At 71.8% G+C, this 26,414-nt stretch carries 24 protein-coding genes and 1 riboswitch; of the genes, 1 reads left to right on the top strand and 23 read right to left on the bottom strand.

Features of this window, described 5'->3' with window-relative positions:
* Positions 1-14: 14 nt before the first annotated feature.
* The 5 genes from SANBI_RS08800 to ribD form a co-directional block, all read right to left on the bottom strand.
* Positions 15-278, bottom strand: coding sequence for a phosphoribosyl-ATP diphosphatase (locus SANBI_RS08800; RefSeq protein ID WP_012866813.1), 264 nt, complete (start codon positions 276-278; stop codon positions 15-17).
* 86 nt (positions 279-364) lie between these two features.
* Positions 365-832 (bottom strand): 6,7-dimethyl-8-ribityllumazine synthase, encoded by a 468-nt coding sequence (gene ribH / locus SANBI_RS08795; protein WP_319160898.1) that lies wholly within the window; start codon positions 830-832, stop codon positions 365-367.
* Positions 829-2,184 (bottom strand): GTP cyclohydrolase II, encoded by a 1,356-nt coding sequence (ribA, locus tag SANBI_RS08790; RefSeq protein ID WP_319160895.1) that lies wholly within the window; start codon positions 2,182-2,184, stop codon positions 829-831. Before ribA ends, ribH begins: the two co-directional genes overlap by 4 nt.
* The gene (locus tag SANBI_RS08785; protein ID WP_319160892.1) at positions 2,181-2,783 is read right to left on the bottom strand and encodes a riboflavin synthase; all 603 of its coding nucleotides are present in this window, start codon (positions 2,781-2,783) and stop codon (positions 2,181-2,183) included. The genes ribA and SANBI_RS08785 overlap by 4 nt, the downstream gene beginning before the upstream one ends.
* A 132-nt stretch (positions 2,784-2,915) precedes the next feature.
* A complete protein-coding gene (gene ribD / locus SANBI_RS08780; RefSeq protein ID WP_408669757.1) occupies positions 2,916-3,977 on the bottom strand; it encodes a bifunctional diaminohydroxyphosphoribosylaminopyrimidine deaminase/5-amino-6-(5-phosphoribosylamino)uracil reductase RibD in 1,062 nt (353 codons plus the stop codon).
* Positions 3,978-4,129: 152 nt separating this feature from the next.
* Positions 4,130-4,253: riboswitch (FMN riboswitch) on the bottom strand.
* Positions 4,254-4,360: 107 nt separating this feature from the next.
* On the opposite strand from ribD, the gene SANBI_RS08775 reads away from it, so the two are divergent.
* Positions 4,361-4,951: a GNAT family N-acetyltransferase gene (locus tag SANBI_RS08775; RefSeq protein WP_319160888.1), complete on the top strand. Its 591-nt coding sequence runs from the start codon at positions 4,361-4,363 to the stop codon at positions 4,949-4,951.
* Between the two features lie 20 nt (positions 4,952-4,971).
* Here the strand turns inward: SANBI_RS08775 and rpe are convergent, their stop codons facing one another.
* The 18 genes from rpe to SANBI_RS08685 all read right to left on the bottom strand — a co-directional run bounded on the left by rpe (position 4,972) and on the right by SANBI_RS08685 (position 26,363).
* A complete protein-coding gene (gene rpe / locus SANBI_RS08770) occupies positions 4,972-5,634 on the bottom strand; it encodes a ribulose-phosphate 3-epimerase (RefSeq protein WP_319160886.1) in 663 nt (220 codons plus the stop codon).
* A gap of 190 nt (positions 5,635-5,824) precedes the next feature.
* The gene (locus tag SANBI_RS08765) at positions 5,825-7,360 is read right to left on the bottom strand and encodes an RsmB/NOP family class I SAM-dependent RNA methyltransferase (RefSeq protein ID WP_319160884.1); all 1,536 of its coding nucleotides are present in this window, start codon (positions 7,358-7,360) and stop codon (positions 5,825-5,827) included.
* Entirely contained in the window at positions 7,357-8,304 is a 948-nt protein-coding gene (gene fmt, locus SANBI_RS08760) for a methionyl-tRNA formyltransferase (RefSeq protein ID WP_319160882.1), read from the bottom strand. Before fmt ends, SANBI_RS08765 begins: the two co-directional genes overlap by 4 nt.
* 85 nt (positions 8,305-8,389) lie before the next feature.
* Positions 8,390-9,049: an HAD family hydrolase gene (locus SANBI_RS08755; RefSeq protein WP_319160880.1), complete on the bottom strand. Its 660-nt coding sequence runs from the start codon at positions 9,047-9,049 to the stop codon at positions 8,390-8,392.
* The gene (locus SANBI_RS08750) at positions 9,046-11,337 is read right to left on the bottom strand and encodes a primosomal protein N' (RefSeq protein WP_319160878.1); all 2,292 of its coding nucleotides are present in this window, start codon (positions 11,335-11,337) and stop codon (positions 9,046-9,048) included. Before SANBI_RS08750 ends, SANBI_RS08755 begins: the two co-directional genes overlap by 4 nt.
* A gap of 185 nt (positions 11,338-11,522) precedes the next feature.
* On the bottom strand, positions 11,523-12,716 hold the full coding sequence (gene metK / locus SANBI_RS08745) for a methionine adenosyltransferase (protein ID WP_319160876.1): 1,194 nt from the start codon (positions 12,714-12,716) through the stop codon (positions 11,523-11,525).
* Positions 12,717-12,759: 43 nt separating this feature from the next.
* Positions 12,760-14,064, bottom strand: coding sequence for a bifunctional phosphopantothenoylcysteine decarboxylase/phosphopantothenate synthase (locus SANBI_RS08740; protein WP_319160874.1), 1,305 nt, complete (start codon positions 14,062-14,064; stop codon positions 12,760-12,762).
* Between the two features lie 45 nt (positions 14,065-14,109).
* Positions 14,110-14,397 (bottom strand): DNA-directed RNA polymerase subunit omega, encoded by a 288-nt coding sequence (gene rpoZ, locus SANBI_RS08735; RefSeq protein WP_056132679.1) that lies wholly within the window; start codon positions 14,395-14,397, stop codon positions 14,110-14,112.
* A gap of 121 nt (positions 14,398-14,518) precedes the next feature.
* Positions 14,519-15,118 (bottom strand): guanylate kinase, encoded by a 600-nt coding sequence (gene gmk, locus SANBI_RS08730; protein ID WP_179912467.1) that lies wholly within the window; start codon positions 15,116-15,118, stop codon positions 14,519-14,521.
* A 2-nt stretch (positions 15,119-15,120) separates the two neighbouring features.
* Positions 15,121-15,432: an integration host factor, actinobacterial type gene (gene mihF / locus SANBI_RS08725; RefSeq protein ID WP_056132673.1), complete on the bottom strand. Its 312-nt coding sequence runs from the start codon at positions 15,430-15,432 to the stop codon at positions 15,121-15,123.
* 190 nt (positions 15,433-15,622) lie between these two features.
* On the bottom strand, positions 15,623-16,519 hold the full coding sequence (gene pyrF / locus SANBI_RS08720; RefSeq protein WP_461786667.1) for an orotidine-5'-phosphate decarboxylase: 897 nt from the start codon (positions 16,517-16,519) through the stop codon (positions 15,623-15,625).
* Positions 16,520-16,584: 65 nt separating this feature from the next.
* Positions 16,585-19,908, bottom strand: coding sequence for a carbamoyl-phosphate synthase large subunit (carB, locus tag SANBI_RS08715; protein WP_319160868.1), 3,324 nt, complete (start codon positions 19,906-19,908; stop codon positions 16,585-16,587).
* 3 nt (positions 19,909-19,911) lie between these two features.
* Positions 19,912-21,174, bottom strand: a complete 1,263-nt coding sequence (gene carA / locus SANBI_RS08710; RefSeq protein ID WP_319160864.1) for a glutamine-hydrolyzing carbamoyl-phosphate synthase small subunit — start codon at positions 21,172-21,174, stop codon at positions 19,912-19,914.
* Positions 21,171-21,737 (bottom strand): PH-like domain-containing protein, encoded by a 567-nt coding sequence (locus SANBI_RS08705; RefSeq protein WP_319160862.1) that lies wholly within the window; start codon positions 21,735-21,737, stop codon positions 21,171-21,173. The genes carA and SANBI_RS08705 overlap by 4 nt, the downstream gene beginning before the upstream one ends.
* Positions 21,734-23,071: a dihydroorotase gene (locus SANBI_RS08700; RefSeq protein ID WP_319160860.1), complete on the bottom strand. Its 1,338-nt coding sequence runs from the start codon at positions 23,069-23,071 to the stop codon at positions 21,734-21,736. Before SANBI_RS08700 ends, SANBI_RS08705 begins: the two co-directional genes overlap by 4 nt.
* A complete protein-coding gene (locus tag SANBI_RS08695; protein ID WP_319160858.1) occupies positions 23,068-24,135 on the bottom strand; it encodes an aspartate carbamoyltransferase catalytic subunit in 1,068 nt (355 codons plus the stop codon). Before SANBI_RS08695 ends, SANBI_RS08700 begins: the two co-directional genes overlap by 4 nt.
* Entirely contained in the window at positions 24,132-24,785 is a 654-nt protein-coding gene (gene pyrR, locus SANBI_RS08690) for a bifunctional pyr operon transcriptional regulator/uracil phosphoribosyltransferase PyrR (RefSeq protein WP_319160856.1), read from the bottom strand. The genes SANBI_RS08695 and pyrR overlap by 4 nt, the downstream gene beginning before the upstream one ends.
* Before the next feature lie 192 nt (positions 24,786-24,977).
* On the bottom strand, positions 24,978-26,363 hold the full coding sequence (locus tag SANBI_RS08685; RefSeq protein ID WP_319160854.1) for an MFS transporter: 1,386 nt from the start codon (positions 26,361-26,363) through the stop codon (positions 24,978-24,980).
* Positions 26,364-26,414: the final 51 nt, after the last annotated feature.

Here is a 26,414-nt window from a genome sequence, read left to right as displayed (position 1 = left end):
GGACGGGCGGTTCGTCAGAGGTAGGAGTACACGTCGTCGAGGGTCAGCCCCTTGGAGACCATGAGCACCTGCAGGTGGTAGAGGAGCTGGGAGATCTCCTCCGCCGTCTCGGCATCGCTCTGGTACTCGGCGGCCATCCAGACCTCGGCGGCCTCTTCGACGATCTTCTTGCCGATGGCATGGACCCCTGCGTCCAGCTGAGCCACTGTGCCGGATCCGGCGGGTCGGTCAACGGACTTGGCGGTGAGCTCTACGAACAGCTCTTCGAACGTCTTCACGCCGACTACCTTAGTCGCCGGATCCGCTCCGCACCGACCGGTGTCCGACGGGTGGCACCCGCCGGACACCGGTCGGACGCCAGAGGTCAGAGCGCGCGGAGCGCGAGGATCGTGGCGATCGCCGCCTCGACGGCCTCGGCGCCCTTGTCCTCGGAGCTGTCGGGCAGCCCGGCGCGGTCCAGGGCCTGCTGCTCGGTGTCCACGGTCAGGACGCCGAAGCCGACGGGCACCCCCGTGCGGACCGCGACGTCGGTCAGCCCGAGGGTCGTCGCCTGGCAGACGTAGTCGAAGTGCGGGGTACCCCCACGGACGACGACACCGAGGGCGATGACGGCGTCGTAGCCGGCCTCCGCCGCTCGGGCCGCGGCGACCGGCAGCTCGAAGGAGCCCGGCACCCGGACCTCCTTGACGTGGGTCACGTGCGCGGCGACGAGCGCGCGACGAGCACCCTCGAGGAGCCCGTCCATGATCTGCGTGTGCCACTGGGCGGCGACGACGACGACCCGCAGGCCCGTCCCGTCGACCGTGATGCTGGGTGCTCCTGCGCCGCTCATCGTGCGTCCTCCGTCTGCTGTGTGGTGCTGGTCGGTGCGGTGGTCTCGGTCCCCTGGGTGGTCGTGTCCCCCGCGGCCTGGGCGGCGAGGACGTCGCTCTCGGCGACGACGGTGTCGAGCACGTGGCCCATGAGCTCCTTCTTCGTGCGCAGGTACCGCTCGTTGTGGTGGGAGTGGCCGACCTCGAGGCGGACGGTCTCGGTGACCTCGACGCCGTGCGCGGCGAGCCCCGTGGACTTCGCGGGGTTGTTGGTGAGCAGCCGGACGCGCTGCAGGCCGAGGTCGACGAGGATCGCTGCCGCTCCCCCGTACTCGCGCCGGTCCGCAGGCCAGCCGAGGTCGAGGTTCGCCTGCACGGTGTCCCGGCCGGCGTCCTGGAGCTCGTAGGCGGCGATCTTCGCGAGCAGACCGATGCCGCGGCCCTCGTGACCCCGCAGGTACACGACGGCGCCGCCCTCACGGGCGACGGTCTCCATCGACGCCTCGAGCTGAGGACCGCAGTCGCAGCGCAACGACCCGAAGGCGTCCCCGGTGAGGCACTCGGAGTGCACCCGGACGACGGGGACGTCGTGCGGGGCCTCGACGCCGACGGGCACGAGCGCGACGTGCTCGGCGCCCGTGCGCATGTCGCGGTACCCGTGGATCCTGAAGGTGCCGTGCGCCGTCGGCAGGTCGGCGACGGACGTCGCGTGGACCCGTTCGCCCGGGAGCGGGAGGGGCTCGGCCTCGACGACGGGGTCGTGCTCGCGCCGCCAGGCGATGAGGTCTTCGATGGTCAGCAGCGCGAGACCCTCACGCTCGGCCAGCGCAGAGAACTGCGGCATCCGCATCATGGTGCCGTCGTCGTTGACGAGCTCGGCGATCCCGCCGACCTCGCCGAGACCCGCGAGACGCACGAGGTCGACCGCCGCCTCGGTGTGCCCGGCACGGTGCAGGACACCGCCCGCCACAGCGCGCAGCGGGAGCACGTGGCCCGGTCGGATGAGGTCCCCCGAGCCCGAGGCGGGGTCGGCCAGCACGCCGAGGGTCCGGGTGCGGTCAGCGGCCGAGATTCCTGTCGTGACTCCCGTCGCCGCGTCGACCGTCACCGTGTAGGCCGTCCGACGAGGGTCCTGGGACTGCGGGACCATGAGCGGCAGCTCGAGCGCGTCAGCCCGCGACGCGGGCATCGGCGCGCAGAGGTACCCCGACGAGTGCCGGATGGTCCAGGCCACCCACTCGGTGCTGACGGTCGACGCTGCGAAGACCACGTCGGCCTCGTTCTCCCGGTCCGGGGAGTCCGAGACGAGGACCGGGCGTCCTGCGCGGAGCTCGTCGAGAGCCTCCTCGACAGTCGCGAGACGGGCGCTCATGCCCGTGCCCCGAGCAGACGCTCGACGTACTTCGCGATGACGTCGACCTCGAGGTTCACGGCGTCGCCGACCACGAGGGAACCGAGGGTGGTCGCCTCGAGGGTGGTCGGGATGAGCGACACCCCGAAGGTCGTCGCGGTCACGCTCGTGACGGTCAGGGACACCCCGCTCACCGTGATCGAGCCCTTCTCGGCGACGTACCGCGCGACGTCCGGAGACGTCTCGAAGACGAGGTCGTCCCACCTCTCCCCGGGGGTGCGGCTCACCAGCGTGCCGACGCCGTCGACGTGCCCCTGGACGATGTGCCCACCCAGCCTGGCGTCGGCCCGCATCGCACGCTCGAGGTTGACCCGCCGACCGACGGCCAGCGACCCGAGGGCCGTGCGGCTTAGCGACTCCGGCATCACGTCGGCGGTGAATCCGCCCTCGGGGAGCGACGTGACGGTCAGACAGACCCCGTCGACCGCGATCGAGTCCCCGAGCCCGGCGTCCGAGACGACGAGCGGGCCCGAGACGGTGAGGACGGCGTCGCTGCGCGTGCCGTCCGGGAGCTCGAGGGCCGTGACGGTCCCGAGCTCTTCGACGATTCCTGTGAACATCTGCTTCTCCTGGTCGGTGGTGCAGGCCGCTGACGGCGGCCGAGGTGGTGAGGTCATGCCCGCGCGAGAGACGGGGCGATACCTAGGGACGAGCGGAGGGCTGAGCACGCTGGGCGCGGGGCCGCTCGACCGTCAGGGCGGTGGTCGCACGGCCCGGGCCACGACGAGGACGTCGTCGCCGAGACGCTGCACGGTGCTCGTGGACCACCGGACGGCGTCGTCGATGCTCTGGCCACCGAGCGCCCCGACGACCCGCCGGCCCTCGCCCACGAGGACCGGCGCCACGTAGGAGTGGATCTCGTCGACGACGCCGGCCGTGACGAAGGCCGTCGCGACAGTCGGTCCGCCCTCGACGAGCACGTGCCGCACCTCGAGCGCGGCGAGCCGTGCGAGAGCCTCGTGCACGTCGTGGGTGGTGAGGTGGACGAACCTCCCGTCGTCACCGCGGATGCGGGCGTCGTCCGGGACGGCGCGCTCCCCCATCACGGCACGGAGCGGCTGGTGGACCGGTGTGGTCGACGACCTCTCGTGGTCGTCAGCCTCGCCCGTCGCCGGACGCGCTGTGAGGGTCGGGTCGTCTGCGGCGACGGTCCCCGAGCCGACGAGGATCGCGTCGACGGTCGCCCGGACGCCGTGCGCGTGGCCGCGGGACTCCGGTCCGGTGATCCACCGGCTCGAGCCGTCGGCGGCAGCGACGCAGCCGTCGAGGCTCGTCGCCGTCTTGAGCGTCACGAAAGGACGCCCGAGGCGGACCGAGGCGAGCCAGACCCGCAGCAGCTCCTCACCGGCGTCGAGCATCAGCCCTGTGCGGACCTCGACACCGTGGGCGCGCAGGTGCTCTGCCCCGCCGGCTGCGACAGGGTTGGGGTCGCTCACGCTCACCACGACCTCGCCGACACCGGCGTCGAGCAGCGCCTGCGCGCACGGACCCGTGCGACCCGTGTGGTTGCAGGGTTCGAGGGTCACGACTGCTGTCGCTCCGCGGACGTCGACGCCCGCGGCCTCAGCACGCGCGAGAGCGTCAGCCTCGGCGTGAGGTGTGCCCGCACCTCGGTGCCACCCGACGGCAAGGACGTCACGCGCGAAGATGCCTGGCGCGTCAGGTCCTGGGGCTGGCGCCAGCAGCACGCAGCCGACCTGCGGGTTGGGGCCGTGCGCGGGGCCCCGGCGAGCGAGGTCGAGGGCGTACGCCATCGCCTCGTCGAGGGTGAGCGGTGCTGCGTCCACGGAAGTCGCCTGTCTCTGCCTGTCGGTGCGGACACGCTCCGGGGCAGGACGAGCGTGCGCCCCAGAGGGTGCACGACACCACGGTGCGCCGGAGGCGTCGTGAGACACCGGCGCACCGCCACGAGACTCTTCCCATCCGGACTTTGACCGTCGGTCCTGGAGTTGCACCAGATCAACCGCACCGAGGTGCGGGTCGCGGACTGTTACCGCCGGCTCGGATTTTCACCGACCCCAGAGCACGTGTACTTGCTGGGGTCCACTATGCCATGAGCCCCGGACAGACGTCTGGGTCGTCTGCCCGCGGCACAATTCCCTGGCCAGGGACCTCGCCCTCGGAGCAGGATGAGCCGATGCCCGTCGACAGCACAGCCCCCAGCCAGGACGAAGGACCGCACCTCTCCCCCGTCTGGACCGCCGACGTGCCCGGCGCGTCCGGGACCCGGCTCGTCCTGCTGCCGACCGACGCCGTCGACGCCCTCGCAGCCGGTGACCTCGAGACGGCTCAGGACGCCGTCGGCGACGACCTGCGCCTGACCCCGTTCCTCGTGAGCCCGGGATGCCGCCGAGTCTGGGACTACCGCAGCCGACAGCTCGGACGCACCCCCTCGGACGCCACCTGGGTGACGCGGCTGGTCGTCGCCCCGTCCGGCGAGGTCGTCGGACGAGCCGGCTTCCACGGCGCTCCCGAGGACGGCACCGTCGAGGTCGGCTACGAGATCGACCCCGCGCAGCGCCGCAGAGGGCACGCCCGCGCGGCCCTGCGCATCCTCCTCGACGTCGCACGCCGAGAGGCGGGTGCGCTGACGCTGCGCGCCACGATCAGCCCCGACAACGAGGCGTCCAGAGCACTCGTCGAGGCGCACGGCCTGGTCGTCACCGGCGAGCAGTGGGACGAGGAGGACGGGCTCGAGACGATCTTCGAGGTCGGGGTCGAGGCGTAGGCAGAGCGACCAGCGCGCGGCTAGTGCCTGTGCGCCGACGCCATCGTGCGCAGCGTGTCGATCTCGGCCGGGATGTCGTCGGCGCCGTAGACGGCCGAGCCGGCGACGAAGACGTTCGCACCGGCCTCCGCCGCGCGCTCGATCGTCGAGCGCGAGATGCCCCCGTCGACCTGCAGCCACACGTCGAGATCGGCCTCGCCGATCGCACGGCGGGCCCGCTGGATCTTCGGGAGCGTGCCCTCGATGAAGGACTGGCCGCCGAAGCCTGGCTCGACGGTCATCACGAGGATCATGTCGATCTCCGAGAGCAGGTCGAGGTACGGCTCGACGGGCGTCGCCGGCTTGAGCGCGAGCCCGGCGCGGGCCCCGAGGCGGCGCAGCTCGCGGGCGAGCCTGACCGGCGCGGCTGCGGCCTCGGCGTGGAAGGTCACGGACTGCGCACCGGCCTCGGCGAAGCCTGGTGCCCACCGGTCCGGGTCTTCGATCATCAGGTGCACGTCGATCGGGATCGGCGACACCTGGACGATCCGCTCGACGACAGGCAGACCGAGCGTGAGGTTCGGGACGAAGTGGTTGTCCATCACGTCGACGTGCGCGTAGTCGGCTGTCGAGATCGCCTGGAGGTCACGCTCGAGATTCGTGAAGTCCGCCGACAAGATGCTGGGTGAGACGAGTGCACTCATGCGGCCCACACTAGGCCGTGCAGCACGACGATCCCAGCCGAGCAGCAGCCCGGACAGGCCGCACCCGTCCACGGTCCACGCCCCGGGACCGACTGCACGTACGCCGACTACCGCACGCGCCCGACGTGCGGCGCAGCGTCACCTGCAGGCCCGGTGACCTGCACGCCCGGTCGCCCGCAGATCCGGTCGTCTACAGACCTGTGCGGCGCAGCAGCGTGAGGTGCATCGCGTCGGTGCCGTGCAGGTGCGGCCACAGCTGGACGTCGAGGCGTTCGGCGAGCGGGACGTCGGTGCCGGCGATCTCCGTGACGAGGGCGCGCGCGTCGAGCATCTCGACCGAGCCCTCGGGCAGGGCGGCGAGCACGTCCGAGACGACAGCACGCGTCTCGGCGAGGTGCGGCGAGCACGTCACGTAGCCCACCACTCCCCCGTCGCGGACGGCATGCAGTGCCGACGTGAGCAGCTCGCGCTGGAGCGCGGCGAGCACCTTGACGTCCGCGGGCGAACGGCGCCAGCGCGACTCGGGGCGCCTGCGGAGCGCACCCAGCCCTGTGCACGGTGCGTCGACGAGGACGCGGTCGTAGGCGCCGGGCTCTTGCTCGCCGATGTCACGACCGTCCCACACCTGCACCCGCTCGACGGAGTCGGCCGGCACGGCGACGAGCGCACGGTCGACGAGGTCTGCGCGGTGCGGCTGCACCTCGTTGGCCACGACCCGCGCGCCGCGCGTCCCGGCGATCGCCGCCAGGAGTGCAGCCTTGCCGCCGGGGCCTGCGCACATGTCGAGCCAGCGGGCGTCGGCCCCCTCGACAGGTGCCTGGGTGAAGGCGAGGGTGACGAGCTGGCTGCCCTCGTCCTGCACCCCGGCGAGCCCGGCGCGGACCGCGGGCACAGCACCCGGGTCGCTGCCGTCGAGCACCACGGCCGTCGGAGTCAGACGCCCGGGGCGAGACTCGACCTGCTCGCCGAGCTCCTCCTGCGTGACCAGACCAGGACGGGCGACGAGGGTCACCCGAGGAGCTGCGTTGTCGGCCTCGAGCAGCGACCCGAGCTCGTCGACGGGACGGCCCGAACCCACGAGCGAGTCGCGCAGCGCCCGGGTGATCCACTGCGGGTGGCTGTCGACCACAGACATCCGGGCGATCTCGTCCGTCTGGGCCGCCTCGACGGTCTCGAGCCACTCTTCGAGCTCGGTGCGCGAGATCTTGCGCAGCACGGCATTGACGAACTGCGCGCTGCCGGCACCGACCCGCTCGCGGGCCAGTCCGACGGTCTCCGACACCGCAGCGTGCGAGGGGACACGCATGCCGAGCAGCTGGTGCGCACCGAGGCGCAGCACGTCGAGGACGGGAGCGTCGATCTTGTCGAGCGGACGGTCGACGCACTCGGCGATGACAGCGTCGTAGCGGCCACGCAGCCGCAGCGTGCCGTAGGCGAGCTCGGTCGCGAAGGCGGCATCACGGCCCGAGATGCTGCGGGACCGCAGCATCGGGGGCAGCACGAGGTTGGCGTAGGCGTCGGAGTCGGCGACCTGGCGCAGCACGTCGAAGGCGACGAGCCGGGCGGGGTCGGTGCCCTTGCGGCGCTCGCTCGGGGCGAGCGACCCGCGGTGGCCTTCACCCCGTGCGCGAGCACCACCACGCTCACGACCCTTGGCGTCGCGGCGGTCGTCGGAGCCGCGGCGGTCGTCCGAGCCCCGCTGGGGGGTACGGTCGTCGGCGCTCATGCGGAGGCCTCCTGGCCGAGGCGGATGCCGTCGCCGAGGCGGGCCCCGCGGGCCCAGTCGGCGGCGTTCATGGGCTTCTTGCCTGCGGGGCGGACCTCGCCGAGCTCGACGGGCACCGTCGCCGTCCCCACCCGCACAGCCGACTTCGTCACCTGGACCTCACCCGGAGCGAGGGACACCTCGAGGGGCTCGTCGAGCGGGGTCACCGGGCCGAGACCGAGACGGGAACCGTCGGGCAGGGTCGTCCAGGCTCCGGGAGCGGGGGTGCAGCCGCGCACCAGACGGTCGACGGCGTGGGCAGGGTGGGTCCAGACGACCCGGGCGTCGTCGACCGTGAGCTTCGCGGCCAGGCTCACGCCGTCTGTCGGCTGCGGCACAGGGATCATGTGGCCGTCCTCGATCGCGTCGAGAGTCGCGACGAGCAGCCCTGCGCCTGACCTGGACAGTCTGTCGAGCAGGTCGCCCGAGGTGTCGCGGCGGCGGATCGTCTCCGTCGCGGTGCCGAGGACGGGTCCGGTGTCGAGGCCTTCTTCGATGAGGAAGGTGGTCGCGCCGGTGACCTCGTCGCCCGCGATGACGGCCCGCTGGACGGGCGCCGCGCCGCGCCAGGCGGGCAAGACCGAGAAGTGCAGGTTGACCCAGCCGTTGCGAGGCACGTCGAGGACGGCCTTCGGCAGGATCTCGCCGTAGGCGACGACAGGCGCGCAGTCGATCTGCAGTGCCTCGAGACGCTCGACGAATCCTTCGCTGCGCGGGCGGTCGGTGATCACCTCGATGCCGGCCTCCTCGGCACGCTGACGCACCGGGCTCGGGACGAGCTGTCGTCCGCGCCCTGCCCGTGCGTCAGCACGGGTCAGCACGGCGACGACCTCGTGCCGCGACCCGATGAGGGCCTCCAGGGCAGGGACAGCTACGGCCGGGGTCCCGGCGAAGAGCAGACGCATGCCCCCAGTCTACGAGGGCGACGGCGAGGGCCTGACGCACGGTCGGCCACGGAGCCGGGCGCCCTGGCCTGAGGTCTGCACGTCCTCAGCCCAGCAGCCCCAGCCTGACGAGCTCGAGACGCAGTGCCTCGGCCGAGGTGAAGTGCACGGCGTGCAGCCCGACGCTCCGAGCGGCCTCGACGTTGCGAGGTGAGTCGTCGACGAACACCGTGCGTGCCGGGTCGAGCGCGAACCTGTCGATCGTCAGCCGGAAGATCTCAGGGTCCGGCTTGGCCAGCCCGACCTCGCCGGACACGACGATCCCCTCGAGCCGGCCGATCGACGGAGCCGCGGGGACGGCGTGGTGGAAGAGCTCGGCCGACCAGTTGGTGAGGCCGTAGAGCCTGGTCCCCGCCGCGAGGAGCTCGTCGACGATCTCGGCCGACCCTGGGACCGGACCGGTGAGGCTCGCCGCGAAGCCGTCCACGTACCTGTCGACGAGGTGGGCGTGCTGCGGCCAGCTCTCCTGGACGAGGGCCCTGAGCTCGGCCCACGGTCGACCAGCGTCCTGCTCGTGGTTGCGAGCCAAGAAGTCGGTCTCGGCGAAGAACGCGTCGACCTCGTCGTGGGAGAGCCCCTCGAAGGGACCGTAGGGGTCCCACCCGACCAGGACGTTGCCCAGGTCGTAGAGGACGGTGTCGACGACGGGGGTCAGGTCGACCACAGGCGTCTGGTCGGACTCCGTGGTGCTCTCGGCGGTGGTCACAGCATCTCCTTGGGGTCGAGGACGACAGTGATGAGCCCAGCCTCTCGGCGGGCGCTCGCGACGGCGAGTGCCGCCGCGAGGTGGCGGGCGAGATCACGCCCTCGGGCGACCGGGACACGCAGGATGGCACGGACCTCGGCCTCGAGGCCTCCCCCGGCGCGCGACCGCGCGGTCCCGCTGCCGGGCTGGACAGCACGGCTGACCGCGGGTCGACCGGTGCGGCCGACCGACGGCGCGCGCTCGGGCTGGGCGGCCACGACGGGCTCGGGGAGGTCGACGGGGCCGAGGACGGACCCACCCTCGGGGAGGGTCACCCTGGAGAGGAAGAGCGCCACGGCGTGCCGGTCCCCCGTGACCGACGCGATCCGGACGGCCGGGGGCATGCTCAGCTCAGCCCGCTCGTCGAGCTCGCGACCGGCCAGGCCCGCGGGGTCCCAGCGGACCAGGGCGTTGGTGGGGGTCGGGGCTGCGTCGCCGACGAGCAGCAGCCGCCCGCCGAGCCTGCTCGGTCGCACGAGCGCCCCGGCGGTGATCCAGCGGTGCAGAGCCTCTTGGTCGGTGTAGAGACCGACGTGGCTGGTCGAGACCGCTGCGTCGAGCAGCACCCCGACGGAGTAGCCCGAGGGGGCGACAGGTTCGGCGCCGGGCGTCGAGACCACGAGTGCCGGCTTGTCGGGCACCTCGGAGAGGATCCCGGAGGCGGACCGGGCGCCCGAGACCCGCACGGTGGCCCCCGGGAAGGCCTTGCCGAGCTCTTCAGCGGTGCGGTCGCTGCCGACCCGGACCGACCGGAGGCCTGTCGCGGAGCACTCGGGGCACCGCCAGCCGCCCGCGAGAGCGCCGCACCACGAGCACTGCGGGACCGCGTGCGCTCCGTGGAGGGCGAGCGGGCCGTTGCAGGCCGTGCAACGGGCAGCTGTCCTGCAGCGGACGCAGGCGACGACGGGCAGGTACCCAGCGCGCGGGACCTGGACCAGGACCGGGCCGTCGAGCAACCCCTTGGTGATGGCCTGCCACGCGGCTCCAGGCAGGCGTGCAGCCCCGGCTGGTCCCTCGCGGGCGACCTCGACCGAGGTGAGCGCCTCGACGCGAGGGGTCTCGGTGCGCACGGTCTGGCGGTCGGCGACGATCTCGCGCGCCCACCCGCTGCGGACGAGGGCCTCGGCGTGGATCGACCGGCTGAGTCCGCCGACGAGCACAGCGCAGCCTGTCTGCTCGGCCCGCAGCGCGAGGACCTCTCGCACGTGCGGGTACGGCGCGCGACGCTCCTGGTGCATGGCGTCGACGTCGTCCCAGCACACGGCGAGCCCGAGGTCGGCCACGGGGGCGAAGGCTGCGGCCCGGGTGCCGATGACGATCTGCGCCTCGCCACGCAGCGCGGCGAGGAAGTTGCGGTAGCGCGGCGTCGGGCCGAGGTCGGCGGTCAGCGGGACGAAGCAGGGTGCCTCCGGCTGCTCGGCAGCGTGCTGGGGCGACCATCCGGGCACGCCAGCCTCCACGAGGGCCTGGGCGAGCCTGTCGACGTCGTGGGCGTCCGGGAGGACGACGACGGTGCCCCGGCCGCCGGACGCTGTCGCGAGAGCCGCCTGGGCCAGCGCCGCGGGCCACCCGGCCGTCCGGCCCTGGCCGGGGAGCGCGGTCCAGACGGCGCGCGGAGAGTCCCCTGCCCGCAGGCGCCCGAGGAAGGCGTCACCGCCGCGGTAGACGGACCATGCCGTCACACTGCTGGCGGTCGTAGCGGTCGGGACCGGGGCGGTCAGGTCCGGGGCGGTCAGGTCCGGCTCCGCGCCAGCCGCTCCGGTCTCACCTATCTCCCCAGACGCGGCCCGCGTCTCGAGGGCTGTCGGCTCTTTCTCGACACGGGCGAGCCGCGGCGGCACAGCCAGCCGCAGGACGTCGCTCAGCGAGCCCGCGTAGTAGTCCGCGACCCGGCGCGCGAGGTCGGCGACCTCAGGGGTGAGCACAGGCTGCGGCGAGACGACCTTGCGGATCGCGACCAGGTTGCCGGTGTGCGTGGTGCTCGCGGCGCGCTCCATGACGTAGCCGTCGACGTCTTGAGCGCCGAAGCGCACCTTGACCCGGACCCCGGGCTGGGCGTCGTCCGACAGCGCCGCCGGGACCGTGTAGTCGAAGAGCCTGTCCAGGTGGGCAGGTGCGACGTCGACGCACAGCCGGGCGATCGGCAGGTCGGTGGCGAGCGCGAGACCGGTCTCCGACCTCGACGGGACCGGCCTGGGCGCAGAGAGGCCCGGCAGCATCTGCTGCTCGCTCTCGGGCTGCGCGGTCACCCGTCTCCTTCGTCTCGTCTACGGCTTCCCGGGCACGTCGTGACGACGGCCTCGAGAACCAGGTCTCTTCCTACCCTAGGAGACCGGACCGACAGCCTCGTCCAGCGCGTGGGGCCTGTGCACGGAGACCGCCGAGACCGCGCTGTGGACGAGCAGGTGTCCTGCTGCGCCCCTGGAGACGAGTGTCAGACCGCGGACTGGAGGTCGGCGACCCTGTCGGTCCGCTCCCAGGTGAAGTCGGGCAGCTCACGGCCGAAGTGACCGTAGGCGGCGGTCTGCGCGTAGATGGGGCGCAAGAGGTCGAGGTCGCGGACGATCGCGCCGGGACGCAGGTCGAAGACCTCCTTGATCGCCGCTTCGAGCCGTGCGCTCGGGACGGTCTCGGTGCCGAAGGTCTCGACGTAGAGGCCCACGGGGTGTGCCTTGCCGATCGCGTAGGCCACCTGGACCTCGCAGCGTCGGGCGAGCCCTGCGGCCACGACGTTCTTCGCGACCCAGCGCGTGGCGTAGGCGGCGGAACGGTCGACCTTCGACGGGTCCTTGCCGGAGAACGCACCGCCGCCGTGGCGTGCCATGCCGCCGTAGGTGTCGACGATGATCTTGCGGCCGGTCAGGCCGGCGTCACCCTTGGGTCCGCCGACGACGAAGGTCCCGGTGGGGTTGACGATCAGCCGGTGGTCGGCGGAAGAGAGGTCGAGCTCGGCCAGGACCGGGGCGACGACGAGCTCAGCGACAGCTGCGCGCAGCTCGTCCTGCCGGACGTCGGGGTCGTGCTGGGTCGACAGGACGACGGTGTCGATCGCGACAGCCCGCTGACCGTCGTAGGCGACGGTCACCTGGGTCTTGCCGTCGGGGCGCAGACCGGCGAGCGTGCCGTCCTTGCGCACCTGCGCGAGGCGCTCGGCGAGACGGTGGGCGGCGAAGATCGGCAGCGGGAGCAGCGTGGCGGTCTCGTCGGTCGCATAGCCGAACATGAGGCCCTGGTCACCGGCACCCTGGGCGTCGAGGGGGTCGACCTCACCGCTGTCGACACGCATCTCGAGAGCCTTGTCGACACCCTGCGCGATGTCCGGCGACTGCTGGCCGATCGACACAGACACACCGCAGGAGTCCCCGTCGAAGCCGATCGAGGACGACGTGTAGCCGATCTGCTTGACGACCTGACGGACGATCTGCGGGATCTCGACGTAGGCCTCGGTGGTCACCTCTCCGGCGACGTGCACGAGGCCCGTGGTCACGAGGGTCTCGACCGCGACACGGGAGGACGGGTCCTGCTCAAGGAGGGCGTCCAGGATGGAGTCGGAGATCTGATCGCACACCTTGTCCGGGTGTCCTTCGGTCACGGACTCGGACGTGAACAGGCGCAGAGACTCAGTCATGCCGAACAGGATACGGGGAAGCTGGCCGGGCTCGTGAAGCAGGTCAGTCGTGTGAGACAGAAGTGCCTGCGGTACCGCGCACCGTGACCACCTGGTCGAGGACCGCAGCCGCGACCTCGCGCTTGCTGCCCTCGGCGGACCCGAGGGTCTCCCCGTCGGCCGTGAGGATCGTCACCGCGTTCGTCGGGGCGCCGAAGCCGAGGTCGTGACCGACCTCGTTGAGCACGAGCAGGTCTGCCTTCTTGCGACGCGCCTTGGCGCGCCCGTGGAACAGCACGTCCCCGTCGGCGTCGCCCGTCTCGGCGGCGAACCCGACGATCGTCTGGTGCGGCGCACGCCTCTCGACCAGCCCCGCGAGGATGTCGGGGTTGACGACCAGCTGGATGGGGGCCACCACGCCGTCGGACGTCTTCTTGGTCTTGTGGTCGCCCACGCTCGCCGGACGGAAGTCGGCGACAGCCGCGCTCATGACGATCACGTCTGCCGTGAGCCTGTGCTCGTCCACGGCCTCGGCGAGCTGGGCCGTGGTCTCGACGTGGACGACGCTCACTCCCTCAGGGTCGGGGAGGATCACGTTGGCGGCGACGAGGACGACCTCGGCCCCGCGGTCGCGGGCTTCTGCGGCGAGGGCGTAGCCCTGCATCCCGGTGCTGCGGTTCCCGAGGAACCTCACGGGGTCGATGGGCTCGCGCGTCCCGCCGGCGGTCACGACGACCCGGGTGCCCGCGAGGTCGCCGTTCTCCCCCGCTGTGGCGGGCGTCGGCTGGCCGTCAGCGGCGCCGCTCTCGGCGGCCTCCAGGCGCGACGACGTGCTGCTGGTCGGTGTCTCGACGAGAGCGAGTGCGGCCTCGGCGATCACCTGAGGTTCGGGAAGGCGGCCCGGTCCGGTGTCGGCGCCGGTCAGGCGCCCCGACGCAGGCTCCAGCACGTGCACGCCACGCTCGCGCAGCGTGGCGACGTTGGCGACGGTCGCCGGGTGCAGCCACATCTCGGTGTGCATCGCCGGGGCGACCAGCACCGGGCAGCGTGCTGTGAGGAGGGTGGCGGTGAGGAGGTCGTCAGACCGGCCTGTCGCCATCCTGGAGAGCAGGTCCGCGGTCGCCGGTGCCACGACGACGAGGTCGGCCTGCTGCCCGAGCGAGACGTGCGGCACGTGCGGGACGTCCGCGAAGACCTCGGTCGAGACAGCGCGGCCTGAGAGTGCCTCCCAGGTGGGAGCCCCCACGAAGCGGAGAGCCGCGGCTGTCGGCACGACGGTGACGTCGTGCCCAGCCTCGGTGAAGGTGCGGAGCAGCAGGACGGCCTTGTAGGCCGCGACCCCGCCGCTCACGCCGAGGACGATACGCATGCGCTCGGGCACCCTCTCAGCTCTTCGCGAGTGTCTAGCGGTCCGTCAGGACGCGTCCGCGTCGGCGGCCGGCTGCTCGATCGGGTTGATCGTGAGGAGGCCGGCGTTGATCTCGCGCATGGCGATGGAGAGCGGCTTCTCCTGGTTGCGGGTCTCGACGAGCGGGCCGACGAACTCGAGGAGCCCCTCGTGCAGCTGCGAGTAGTACGCGTTGATCTGACGGGCGCGCTTGGCCGAGTAGATCACCAGGGCGTACTTGGAGTCAGCGCGGTCGAGCAGGTCGTCGATGGGCGGGTCGGTGATGCCCACAGGGGCGGCAACGGTTCCAGACACGGGTCAACTCCGAGGGTGGTGAGGATGGATCAATGGACCAGTCTACTCGGTCGCGGGCGCGCCGAGGCCTGCCGCGTGGCCGCACCGTCGTGTGACGTGCGACCCCGCGGCGGGACGGCGCTCAGCGCCCGACGACCGGGTGCGGGGTGAGCCCCATGACCGAGACGAGCTCGTCGGCCGCGCGCTGGACGTCGTCGTTGACGATCACGTGGTCGAACTCGGAGGCTGCGGCCATCTCGACCTTGGCCGTCGCCAGGCGGCGCTCCCGCTCTTCGGGTCCCTCGGTGCCACGCCCGACCAGGCGGCGCTCGAGCTCTTCCCAGCTGGGCGGGGCGAGGAACACGAAGCGGGCCTCGGGCATGGAGGCACGGACCTGACGAGCCCCCTGGAGGTCGATCTCCAGGAGGGTCGCCACGCCCGCGTCGAGCTTGTCCTGCACGGGCCCCCGCGGGGTCCCGTAGCTGTTGCGACCGTGCACCACGGCCCACTCGAGGAGGTCGCCGTGAGCCACCATGTCGGCGAACTTGTCAGGTCCGACGAAGAGGTAGTGGACGCCGTCGACCTCGCCGGGGCGAGGCTGGCGTGTCGTCGCGGAGACAGACAGCCAGATGTCGGGGTAGCGCGCGCGGATGTCAGCAGAGACCGTGCCCTTGCCGACAGCCGTGGGTCCGGCGAGGACCGTCAGGCGCGACGACGTGGGTGCGGGGGGCGTTGCAGGAATGATCAGCCGAACCTTTCGACGAGCGCCGCTGCCTGGTGCGGTCCGAGCCCACGGACACGTCGGGACTCGGCGATGCCGACCTCCGACATGATGGCGCGGGCCTTGACCTTGCCGACTCCCGGCAGGGACTCGAGCAGCGACACGACTTTCAACTTCCCGATGACGTCATCGGTGCGTCCTTGCTCGATGACTTCGGAGAGGACCCCTGAAGAGTACTTCAGACGGTTCTTCACCTCAGCACGCGCCCGCCGGGCGGCGGCCGCCTTGTCGAGCGCAGCGGCGCGCTGCTCTGGGGTCAGTTCAGGTAATGGCACTCCGGTCACCTTCTTCGGACGAGCGGAAACGTACTTGCGAAACTAGCCACGTTTGGGCTGGTCGGCAACGGGAACGTGGCCTGGGCCACACTCGACGTGCCGGTAGGTCGCGATTGAGGCGAAACGTGACGACGCCGGGGCCTCGTGCGTGAGGTCCCGGCGTCGTCGTCTGTGCTGGGTGCGGTCCCGTTCAGCGGGTCGCGAGGGCTCCACGAGCCTCGTCGGCCGCGGTCTTGGCCGCGGTGCGCAGGGCTGCGACATCAGGTCCGGCGGCGAGGACGCCGCGCGAGGACGAGGCGAGGACCTGCGACCTCGCGTCGCCGAACACCGCGGCGAGCTCGTCGGCACCGGCGCCCTGGGCACCGACACCGGGTGCCAGCAGAGGACCGCGCACGGCTGCCAGGTCGACTCCGGCACTGCGGGGAGCGTCGCCGATCGTCGCACCGACGACCAGGCCGATCGACCCGAGGCCACCGCTCCCCCGGTCGGCTGCGCTCTCTGACGCCGATGAGCCGGGCGCCCCGAGGTCGACTGTGCCGAGCTCGACGGCGCCGAGCTCAGCAGCGTTGAGCTCGGCGGCGAACCGCGCCACCTGCGCGGCCACGCTCTCCCCACCCGCGGAACGCGCGTGCTGCACCTCGTGCCCCTCGGGGTTGGAGGTGAGGCACAGGACGAACAGCCCACGTCCTGTCGCCAGGGCGAGCTCGACGGCAGGCGTGAGCGACCCGGCTCCGAGGAAGGGCGAGACGGTGAGGGCGTCACCTGCGAGGGGCGACCCGTCGGCGAGGTACGCCTGGGCGTACCCGGCCATCGTCGAGCCGATGTCACCGCGCTTGGCATCGACGACGGTCAGTGTCCCGACCTCGCGCGCCGCGGCGATCACCTCTTCGAGGACCGCGACACCCTTCGACCCGTGCCGCTCGAAGAGTGCCGACTGCGGCTTGAGCGCAGCGACCCGTCCGCCGAGGGCATCGACGACGGTCAGTGCGAAGGTCCGCAGGCCTGCTGCGTCGTCGGTCAGACCCCAGGCGTCGAGCAGGCCGGGGTGCGGGTCGATCCCTGCGCAGAGCGGGCCGTGCTCGGCCATGGCCGCGGCGAGCCGCGCCCCGAAGGGGGCGCGGCTGCCGGCTGGTCCTGCGGTCGGGGTGCCCGTCACCGGGCGCCCTGCACGGTGACGTACTCCTGGAGGCTGCGGACCGTGAAGGGCCCGGCCAGGACGGCCTCGATGCCCTGGACGGCTGCTGCCAGCTGGGAGACCGTCGTGATGATCGGCTTGTCGGCGGCTGTCGTCGCTGCGCGGATCTCGTAGCCGTCGGCGCGTGCGCCCTGGCCCGAGGGGGTGTTGACGACCATGTCGACCTCGCCGTCGGTGATGAGGTCGACGATGGTGGGCTCGCCGTTCTCGCCGCGTCCGGCTGAGTGCTTGCGCACGACTGTCGAGGCGATGCCGTTGCGGCGCAGGACCGTCGCGGTGCCCTCGGTCGCGAGGATCTCGAAGCCGAGCTCCGCGAGGCGCTTGACCGGGAAGACGATCGAGCGCTTGTCGCGGTCGGCGACCGACACGAAGACCGACCCGCTGGTCGGCAGGCCGCCGAAGGCCGCCGCCTGGGACTTCGCGAAGGCTGTCGGGAAGTCGTCGTCGAAGCCCATGACCTCACCCGTCGAGCGCATCTCCGGGCCGAGCACGGTGTCGACGGCCACGCCGTCGGCGGTGCGGAAGCGCTTGAAGGGCAGCACGGCCTCCTTGACGGCGATGGGCGCGTCGAGGTCGAGCGTGGCCCCGTCGCCCTCGGCGGGCAGGACGCCCGAGGCGCGCATGTCGGCGATCGAGTGGCCGACCATGAGCAGCGCCGCGGCCTTGGCGAGCGGGACGCCGGTGGCCTTGGACACGAAGGGCACCGTGCGCGAGGCGCGCGGGTTGGCCTCGAGGACGTAGAGCACGTCGGAGACGAGGGCGAACTGCACGTTGAGCAGACCGCGCACGCCGACGCCCTTGGCGATGGCCTCGGTCGAGCGGCGGATGCGCGCGATCTCGGCCTCGCTGAGCGAGACGGGGGGCAGCACGCAGGCGGAGTCGCCCGAGTGGATGCCGGCCTCTTCGATGTGCTCCATGACCCCGCCGAGGAACATCTCCTCGCCGTCGTAGAGGGCGTCGACGTCGATCTCCATCGCGTCGTCGAGGAAGCGGTCGATGAGGATCGGCGCGAGGTGTCCCCCGGCCTTGGCGACCTCGCCGAGGGCGCGCTCGACGTAGCCTGTGAGCTGCTCCTCGGAGTAGACGATCTCCATGCCGCGTCCGCCGAGCACGTAGGACGGGCGCACGAGGACCGGGTAGCCGATGCCGTCGGCGATCTCGCAGGCCTGCGCGAGCGTCGTCGCGGTGCCGAAGGCGGGGGCCGGCAGGCCGGCCTCACCGAGGACCCGGCCGAAGACCTCGCGGTCCTCCGCGGAGTCGATGGCCTCGGGCGAGGTGCCGAGGATCGGCAGGCCGGCGTCGGCGAGGCGCTGGGCGAGGCTCAGCGGCGTCTGGCCGCCGAGCTGCACGATGATCCCCTTGATGGGGCCGGCGGCGAGCTCGGCCTCGTAGACCTCGAGGACGTCTTCGAAGGTCAGCGGCTCGAAGTAGAGGCGGTCGGCCGTGTCGTAGTCGGTCGAGACTGTCTCGGGGTTGCAGTTGACCATGACGGTCTCGTAGTCGCCCTTGAGGGCGAGGGCTGCGTGCACGCAGGAGTAGTCGAACTCGATGCCCTGGCCGATGCGGTTCGGGCCCGAACCGAGGATGATCACGGCCTCGCGCTCGCGCGGCTTGACCTCGGTCTCGGCGTCGTAGGACGAGTAGTAGTACGGGGTCTCGGCCTTGAACTCCGCGGCGCAGGTGTCGACGGTCTTGAAGACCGGGCGCACCCCGAGGGCCTTGCGGACCTCGCGGACCGTCGCCTCGCCTGCGGAGCGGCTGCCGCCGATGCCGCGCAGCGACGCGATCTGCGCGTCGGAGAGCCCGTGGCGCTTGGCACGGTCGAGGACCACGCGGGTGAGCGCGGGTGCGGCGGCCACCTCGGCGGCGATCTCGTTGACGAGCTGGATCTGGTCGAGGTACCACGGGTCGATCTTCGTGGCGTCGAAGACCTGCTCGATGCTCGCACCGGCACGCAGGGCCTGCTGGGTCTGCACGAGGCGGGACTCGGTCGGCCGGGCGATCTCGACGAGCAGCGCGTCGAGGTCGGCGCCCGTGGGCACCTCCCCGTCCCAGTGGAAGGTCGCGCCGGACTTGTCGATCGAGCGCAGCGCCTTGCCGAGGGCCTCGGTGAAGTTGCGGCCCATGGCCATCGCCTCGCCGACGGACTTCATGGTCGTGGTGAGGGTGTCGTCGGCCGCCGGGAACTTCTCGAAGGCGAAGCGCGGCACCTTGACGACCACGTAGTCGAGCGAAGGCTCGAAGGACGCCGGGGTCGACCCGGTGATGTCGTTGGGGATCTCGTCGAGGGTGTACCCGACGGCGAGCTTCGCGGCGATCTTCGCGATCGGGAAGCCCGTGGCCTTCGACGCGAGGGCCGAGGAGCGCGAGACGCGCGGGTTCATCTCGATGACGACCACGCGGCCGGTCTCGGGGTGCACGGCGTACTGGATGTTGCAGCCACCGGTGTCGACGCCGACCTCGCGGATCACGGCGATGCCGATGTCGCGCAGGTTCTGGTACTCGCGGTCGGTGAGGGTGAGCGCCGGGGCGACCGTCACCGAGTCACCGGTGTGCACGCCGACGGGGTCGACGTTCTCGATCGAGCAGATGACGACGACGTTGTCCGCCTTGTCGCGCATGAGCTCGAGCTCGTACTCCTTCCAGCCGAGGATCGACTCCTCGAGGAGCACCTCGGTGGTCGGCGAGTAGTGCAGGCCCTGGCCGACGATGCGGCGCAGGTCCTTCTCGTCGTAGGCGATGCCCGAGCCCAGGCCACCCATCGTGAAGGACGGGCGCACGACCATCGGGTATCCCAGGTCGTCGGCGGCCGCGAGGGCCTCCTCGACGGCGTGGATGATGACCGAGCGGGCGGACTCGCCGCCGCACTTCTCGACGACCTCCTTGAACTGCAGGCGGTCTTCGCCCTTCTGGATCGCGGCGATGTTCGCGCCGATGAGCTCGACGTCGTACTTCGCGAGCACACCTGCCTCGTCGAGGGCGATCGCGGCGTTGAGAGCCGTCTGCCCGCCGAGGGTCGCCAGGACCGCGTCAGGACGCTCCTTGGCGATGATCGAGGTGAGGACCTCGGTCGTGATCGGCTCGATGTACGTGGCGTCGGCGAACTCGGGGTCCGTCATGATCGTCGCCGGGTTGGAGTTCACCAGGACGACACGGATGCCCTCCTCCTTGAGCACCCGGCACGCCTGGGTGCCCGAGTAGTCGAACTCGCACGCCTGGCCGATGACGATCGGCCCGGAGCCGATGACCAGGACGGAGTTGATGTCTGTTCTGCGAGGCACTGGTCAGTTCTCCTTCTGCGACGTGGCGGTCTGGGTCCCCGCGGCCGAGAGGCCTGCGGCGGACGACGCACCGGACGTCATGAGGTCGAGGAAGCGGTCGAAGAGGTACGAGGCGTCGTGCGGGCCTGCGGCTGCCTCCGGGTGGTACTGGACGGAGAAGGCCGGGATGTCGAGGCACTCGAGACCTTCGACCACCTGGTCGTTGAGGCCGATGTGCGACACGATCACGCGCCCGTAGCGGTCGGTGTGCGGCGCGACGGTCTCGGCACCCACCGGGGCGTCGACGGCGAAGCCGTGGTTCTGCGACGTGATCTCGACCTTGCGGGTCGCGAGGTCCATGACCGGCTGGTTGATGCCTCGGTGGCCGTAGGCCAGCTTGTAGGTGCCGAAGCCGAGGGCCCGCCCGAGGATCTGGTTGCCGAAGCAGATGCCGAAGTACGGCAGACCGGCGTCGAGGACCTCACGGAGCAGCTCGACCTCGTGGGTCGCCGCACCCGGGTCGCCGGGGCCGTTCGAGAAGAACACGCCGTCGGGCGAGAGCGCCACGACGTCCTCGATCGTCGAGGACGAGGGCAGCACGTGCACGCGGATGCCGCGCTCGGCGAGGCGCTGGGGCGTCATGGCCTTGATGCCGAGGTCGATCGCGACCACGGTCTTCAGCGGAGCCTTCCCGGCGAAGTCGCCGAGGGGTTCGATGACGTAGGCCTCGTCGGTGCTGACCTCGCCGGCCAGGTCGGCGCCCTTCATCGACGGGGCCGCGAGGACCTCCGCGACGAGGTCGTCGATCGACCGCGGGTAGCCGCCGACGAGCAGAGCGTCGCCGGAGAACACGGCACCGCGCATCACACCGCGCTCGCGCAGGTGACGGGTCAGCGCGCGGGTGTCGATGTCGGAGATGCCGACGACACCCTGACGGACCAGCTCGTCCTCGAGGGTGCCCACGGCACGCCAGTTCGACGGACGTCGGGCGGGGTCGCGCACCACGTAGCCGCTCACCCAGATCTTGCCGGACTCCGGGTCGTCGTCGTTCACACCCGTGTTGCCGATGTGCGGCGCCGTCATCACGACGATCTGCCGGTGGTACGAGGGGTCGGTCAGCGTCTCCTGGTAGCCGGTCATGCCGGTGTTGAAGACGATCTCGCCGACGGTGGTGCCGTGCGCGCCGTAGGCACGGCCGGAGAAGGTGCGACCGTCTTCCAGGACGAGGAGCGCTGCGTCGGAGACGTCGGTCTCGGGGGTCTTGGTCGCGTGGAGCTGCGTAGTCACTCGGACTCCTTGATGTCGGTACGAGAGTCGGGGGAAGAAGGAGACGACGACGCGAGCGCGCTCACGGCGTCGAGGAGGAGGGGGCGGTCGGCCTTGCGCTGGGTCCGCACGCCGGTCTCGAGGGCCGTGCGCTCACCCGTCGGCGACAGCGTCGACCAGGCGATGACCACGAGGCCCTCGCCGCCGACGTACTTGCCGGCCATGCCCGAGGTGCGCGATGCGCCCGTGAGGTCGGCGACAGGCACGAAGAGGTCCGTGGCACCCGCACGGGCGACCACGACACCCGCGTCGAAGACCTGCACGACGGCCTTGGCCCTGTACCCGAGATCGCGCGCAGCGACCCTGTCGAGCCAGTCGCCAGCCGTCGTCGTCGACACGTACGTGCCGTCGATCGGCGCCGTGCGTGCGGCACCGAGCTCTGCCTCGGCAGGGATCTCGGCGAGCGTCGACACCTTGGTCGCGCTGCGCGCCTGGAGCGAGCGCCAGCCGCGCCACATGATCACCAGCAGCAGGGCACCGACAGAGAGCATGATCGCCACGGCGACAGGGAGGGGCAGGTTCATCGAGCCACCTCGGCCCGCTCGACCGGACGGCCCTCGAAGACCGTCGCCCGGCCCCGCAAGAAGGTCGCCACGACAGCGCCAGGCAGCTCGTGACCGCCGAAGGGCGAGTTCGCGCTCGCGGTCGCCTGCTCGGCGGGCACGACGACGCGGGTCGCGGACGGGTCGACCAGGACGACGTTGGCGGGCTCGCCGACCTCGAGGGGACGACCCTGCGGGCGGGCGCCCTCGTCGATGCGGCCGATGCGCGCCGGAGCCGTCGAGAGCACACGGGCCACGTCGGCCCAGGTCATGCGACCGGTGTCGACCATGGTCTGCTGGACGACGCTGAGCGCCGTCTCGAGACCGGTCATGCCGAAGGCAGCCGCAGCCCACTCGCAGTCCTTGTCCTCACGGGTGTGCGGGGCGTGGTCCGTCGCGACGATGTCGATCGTCCCGTCGGCAAGCCCCTCGCGGACGGCCTCGACGTCCGCGGCCGTGCGCAGCGGAGGGTTGACCTTGAAGAGCGGGTCGTACCCGCGGGCGAGCTCGTCGGTGAGGATCAGGTGGTGCGGGGTGACCTCGGCGGTCACGTTGATGCCCCGGGCCTTGGCCCAGCGGATGAGGTCGACCGACCCGGCTGTCGACAGGTGGCACACGTGCAGGCGCGAGCCGACGTGCTCGGCGAGCAGCACGTCGCGGGCGATGATCGCCTCTTCGGCGACAGCTGGCCAGCCGGCCAGCCCGATCTCGGCCGAGACGACACCCTCGTTCATCTGGGCGCCCTCGGTGAGGCGAGGCTCCTGGGCGTGCTGGGCGATGACACCGTCGAAGGACTTCACGTACTCGAGCGCGCGGCGCATGAGGACCGGGTCCCACACGCACCTGCCGTCGTCCGAGAACACCCGGACCTGGGCGGCCGACGAGGCCATCGAGCCGAGCTCGGCGAGGTGCTCCCCCGCCAGCCCGACCGTCACGGCACCGACGGGGTGGACGTCCGCCCAGCCCGCCTCCGTGCCGATGCGCCAGACCTGCTCGACCACGCCGGCCGTGTCCTGGACGGGGGTCGTGTTGGCCATCGCGTGGACGGCCGTGAACCCGCCGACGGCTGCGGCGCGCGTCCCGGAGGAGATCGTCTCGGAGTCTTCCCGGCCCGGCTCCCGCAGGTGGGTGTGGAGGTCCACGAGACCCGGGAGGGCGACCAGGCCGGAGCAGTCGACGACCACGGTCTCGTCGGAGCCGTCCGCGCTGAGCGTGCCTGCCGGGGCGACAGCCTCGATCACACCGTCGGCGAGGACCATGTCGACACTGTCGCCACCGAGTGGCGACGCGTGGGAGAGGAGATACCTGGTGCTCATGACTGTCCTGCTTCCTTCGGGGAGACACCGTTCTTGTCAGAGGCACCGTGCTTGTCGGACGCCTCGTGCGTCACGTCTCCTGCGAGCAGGAGGTAGAGGACGGCCATGCGGACCGCGACACCGTTGGCGACCTGCTCGACGATCACCGCGCGCGGCGAGTCGGCTGCCTCCGCCGAGATCTCGAGCCCGCGGTTCATCGGGCCGGGGTGCATGACGATCGTGTGGTCCTCGAGCAGCCGCAGGCGGCGCGCGTCGAGACCGTAGTTGCGGGTGTACTCGAGCGGGCTCGGGAAGAACCCGCCACCCGAGCTGCTCATGCGCTCGCGCTGCACGCGCAGCATCATCACCGCGTCAGGCTTGCCGTCACCGAGGACGCCGTCGAGGTCGTACGAGACGTCGCAGGGCCACGCCTCGACACCGACAGGCACGAGGGTGGGCGGCGCGACGAGCGTGACACGGGCCCCGAGGGTGGTGAGCAGCTGGACGTTCGAGCGTGCCACGCGCGAGTGCAGGACGTCGCCCACGACCGCGACGTGCAGACCGGAGAGGTCCTGACCTGTCCCGGCACCGAGCAGCGGTGCGTTCGCGGGGTCCCGTGCGTCGCGGCGCTCCCCTGTGAGGTGGCGGCGGATCGTGTACGCGTCGAGCAGCGCCTGCGTGGGGTGCTGGTGCATGCCGTCGCCCGCGTTGATGACGGCTGAGTCCACCCAGCCAGCGTTCGCGAGGGTGTGCGGGGCACCCGAGGCCTGGTGGCGGATCACCACGGCGTCGGCGCCCATCGCCTGGAGGGTGAGCGCGGTGTCCTTGAGGGACTCGCCCTTGGAGACGCTCGAGCCCTTGGCGGAGAAGTTGATGACGTCGGCCGAGAGGCGCTTGGCGGCGGTCTCGAAGGAGATGCGGGTGCGGGTCGAGTCTTCGAAGAAGAGGTTGACCACGGTGCGCCCGCGCAGCGTCGGGAGCTTCTTGATCTCCCGCGACTGCGTGGCGGCCATCTGGCCGGCGGTGTCGAGGATGCGGATCGCCTCGGCGCGCGAGAGGTCCGCCGTGGTGAGGAGGTGCTTCACAGCCCTGCCTCCTCTGCCTGCGTCCCGGCTGCCGCCGGGGCCTGGCTGATGAGGACGGCGTCGTCTCCGTCGATCTCGGCGACCCGCACGTGGACGCGCTCGGACACCGAGGTCGGCAGGTTCTTGCCGACGTAGTCCGGGCGGATCGGCAGCTCGCGGTGACCGCGGTCGACCAGCGCGGCGAGCTGGACGGCGCGCGGGCGTCCGATGTCGCTGATCGCGTCGAGGGCCGCGCGGATGGTGCGGCCGGAGTACAGGACGTCGTCGACGAGGACGACCACCTTTCCGTCGGTCCCGCCTGCGGGCAGCGTGGTCGTGCCGATCGCCCGCGGGGGCTGACGGTGCAGGTCGTCGCGGTGCATGGTCACGTCGAGGGTGCCGACGAGGCTCGAGGCGTCGAGGCCGGGCTCGACCTCCGCGAGGCGCAGCGCGAGCCGCTCGGCGAGCGGGACACCCCGGGTCGGGATGCCGAGCAGGACCACGTCGGCGCCGCCCTTGTTGCGCTCGAGGATCTCGTGCGCGATGCGGGTCAGCGCCCGGGCGATCTCGGGGGCTCCGAGGACCTCCGTCGGCGCTGGGGGCACGACGGGTGAGGACTCGAGGGGGGACGACGCAGGAGCGTCGTGGGGCACAGCAGGGCCAGATGTCATCTGGCGACCTCCTTCTCCGCCTCTCTGGACGGCTCTTAAAGGATGTCTTGCAGGACGTCACCCACCTTACAGCGACCCCGGGCTCGGCCCGCGCGGGATGGCGCATCGTGAGACGACCTGTCCCTGCTGCGGGTCGTCAGGCTGCGGCCGGGCGCTCTGGCGCCGTGATCGGCGGGCGTCCCGGGGGTACCGTCACGCGGCTGCTGAGCGTTGTGTCCCAGCTGTCCTCGGGGCGTCCCGGACGCCGAGCCAGCTCACCACGCCGCCGAGAGCGAGCAGCACGGCTGTGAGCACCAGGGCCCTGTGGAATCCTGCGAGGTCGAGGGTCGGGCCCAGGACCACCCCGGCGCAGGCGATGACCACCAGCCCGGCCACCCGCGAGACAGCGTTGTTGACCGCGGACCCGATGCCGGCGTCCGCGGGCGGGACCGCCGCGAGGATCGACGCCGTCAGGGGCGCGACCGTCGCGCTCAGGCCGAGACCGAAGAGCAGCACCCCCGGGAGCAGCTGGGTGAGGTAGTCCGCGTCCTGCGTGGTCGTCAGCATGAGCAGGTACCCGGCGGCGGCGAGCAGCGGGCCTGCGGTCATGAAGACGCGGGCGCCGTACCGACCTGCCAGTGCCCCGGCGCGGGACGACAGCACGAGCATGAGGAGCGTGACGGGCAGCATCGCCAGACCGGCCGCCGTCGCGCTGTAGCCGGCGACCTGCTGCAGGAACAGGACGACGACGAAGCCGCCGAAGGCGAGCGCCCCGTAGACGAAGGCCGTCGTGAGGTTGCCGGCCGAGAAGTTGCGCACGGCGAAGAGCCGCAGCGGCAGCACAGGGTCGGCCACCCGTCGTTCCCAGAGCACGAAGACGACGAGCGCCGCGACGCCGACGACCAGCGGTCCCCAGACCAGCGGGTCGCCCCAGCCGAGCCGTCCTTGCTCGATGAGCGCGAAGACCGCGCCGGCCAGACCCAGCGCGACGAGGGCCGCGCCTGCGACGTCGACACGTCGCGACCTGTCCCGCTCACCTCTGTCGGTGCCCCGCAGCAGCCAGGCTGTCACCGCGACGGGGAGCACGTTGACCGCGAAGACCCAGCGCCACGACGACGTGTCGACGAGGATCCCGCCGAGCAGCGGCCCGGCGATCATCGCCGTCCCCGTCCACGCCGTCCAGGTGCCGATGGCTCGCCCCTGCGCCTCGCCGCGGAAGGTCGCCACGATCATCGCGAGGGAGCTGGGGACCAAGAGCGCCCCGGCAGCCCCTTGGACGGCACGCGCGACCACGAGGACGACGCCCGTCGGGGCGACTGCGCAGGCGAGCGACGCGAGACCAAAACCGACCAGCCCCCACGAGAGGACGCGCCGTCGGCCGAGGACGTCGGAGAGCGATCCGGCCACGAGGATCAGCGCACCGAGGGTCACGAGATAGGCGTCGACGACCCACTGCTGGAGGGCGAGCCCGTCGAGCACTCCCCCGTCGAGGTCCCCTGCGATCGCGGGGAGGGCGACGTTGACGACCGACCCGTCGAGGAACACGACGAAGGACGCAAGGATCGCGACCACGAGGACACGGCGTTCGGCAGGCTTCACAGGCTCACGCTAGACCCCGGGGGCTGTGCATGCGGCTCCTCGCCGCTGCCG

This window comes from Sanguibacter biliveldensis, assembly GCF_033798665.1.
Lineage (GTDB): Bacteria > Actinomycetota > Actinomycetes > Actinomycetales > Cellulomonadaceae > Sanguibacter > Sanguibacter inulinus.
This window is presented reverse-complemented; position numbering and strand designations above follow the sequence as displayed.